The following is a 1,625-nucleotide window of genomic DNA, read 5'->3' on the forward strand; positions in this document are numbered from 1 at the left end:
CCTCAGGTCCCGAACGCGGCGGCCCGCCGCAGGCGGCCGGGCACGACACACCCCGCCGCGCCGCACCGGCGCGGCGGGGACCGAGGGAGTTGGAAATGTGAATCCGCTGAGGGCACTCGCCGACGCCGAGCCGGTCTCGTTCTGGCTGGCGGACGGCGGACGACCCGAACCCGGACCCGCGCTCGTCGGGGACCACGCGTGCGACCTCGCCGTCATCGGCGGCGGTTACAGCGGTCTCTGGACGGCGCTGCGCGCCAAGGAGCGCGACCCGTCCCTGGACGTGGTGGTGCTGGAGGCCGACCGCGTCGGCGGCGCCGCCTCCGGACGCAACGGCGGCTTCTGCGCCGCCAGCCTGACGCACGGCATCGGCAACGGCATGGAACGCTGGCCGGAGGAGATGCCGCTGCTCGAACGGCTCGGCATGGCCAACCTCGCCGGCATCGGCGACACGCTCACCCGCTACGGCATCGACGCCCAGTGGGAGCTGACCGGCGAGATGGCCGTCGCGACCGAGCCGTGGCAGCTGGACGGCCTGCGCGAGGAGGCCGAGACGGCCGGGCGCCTCGGCCGCGAGCTCGTGCCGCTGGACGCCGACGAGGTCCGCGCGCAGATCGGCTCCCCGACCTACCTGGGCGGCCTCTGGGACCGCGAGGGCGTCGCGATGGTCCACCCGGCCCGGCTCGCCTGGGGGCTCGCCGACGCGTGCCGCTCCCTGGGCGTCCGCATCCACGAGAACACCCGGGTCACCGGGCTGAGCTCCGACCGGCGCGGGGACATGCGGATCAGCGGCGCGTACGGCGCGGTGACGGCCCGCCACGTCGCGCTCGCGACCGGGGCGTTCCCGCCGCTGCTGCGCAGGCTGCGGCACTTCCTGGTCCCGGTCTACGACTACGCGCTGGTCACCGAGCCGCTGACGGCCGACCAGAAGGCCGCCATCGGCTGGAGCGCCCGGCAGGGCGTCGGCGACAGCGCCAACCAGTTTCACTACTACCGGCTCACGGCGGACGACCGGATCCTGTGGGGCGGCTATGACGCGATCTACCACTACGGCAACGGCGTGCACGCCGAGCTGGAGCGGCGGCCGCGCACGTTCGCGACTCTGGCCCGGCACTTCTTTACCACGTTCCCGCAGCTCGAAGGGGTCAGGTTCAGCCACGCGTGGGGCGGCGTCATCGACACGTGCAGCCGGTTCAGCGCGTTCTACGGCACCGCCCACTCCGGCCGCCTCGCCTACGCCGCCGGATACACCGGCCTCGGCGTCGGCGCCACGCGGTTCGGCGCGGACGTCATGCTCGACCTGCTCGGCGTCGGCCTCAAGCCGGGCGAGCAGACCGAGCGGACGCGGCTGCGGATGGTCCGCTCCAAGCCCTTCCCGTTCCCGCCCGAACCGCTCCGCTACGGCGTGATCGAGCTGACCCGCCGCGAGATCGCCCGCGCCGACCGCAACGCGGGACGGCGCGGACCGTGGCTCGGCCTGCTCGACCGCCTGGGGCTCGGCTTCGACAGCTGACCCGCTCGCACCGGGGCCGGGGCGCCGGCCCGGGGGGCGGCCCGGCCCCGCCCCGGGGCGGAAGACAACCAAGCAGGACACCACAGAAAAAAAAACAAAAAACACAACAACGCGA

The 1,625-nt window shown here is 73.9% G+C and carries 1 protein-coding gene; it reads left to right on the forward strand.

What is annotated here, in order from left to right; translation table 11 throughout:
* Positions 1-97: 97 nt before the first annotated feature.
* Positions 98-1,510, forward strand: a complete 1,413-nt coding sequence (locus AB0J52_RS39545) for an NAD(P)/FAD-dependent oxidoreductase (RefSeq protein ID WP_500188251.1) — start codon at positions 98-100, stop codon at positions 1,508-1,510.
* The last annotated feature ends 115 nt before the right edge of the window (positions 1,511-1,625 follow it).

Origin of the sequence: Spirillospora sp. NPDC049652 (genome assembly GCF_040675125.1) — a bacterium.
Classification (GTDB): domain Bacteria; phylum Actinomycetota; class Actinomycetes; order Streptosporangiales; family Streptosporangiaceae; genus Spirillospora.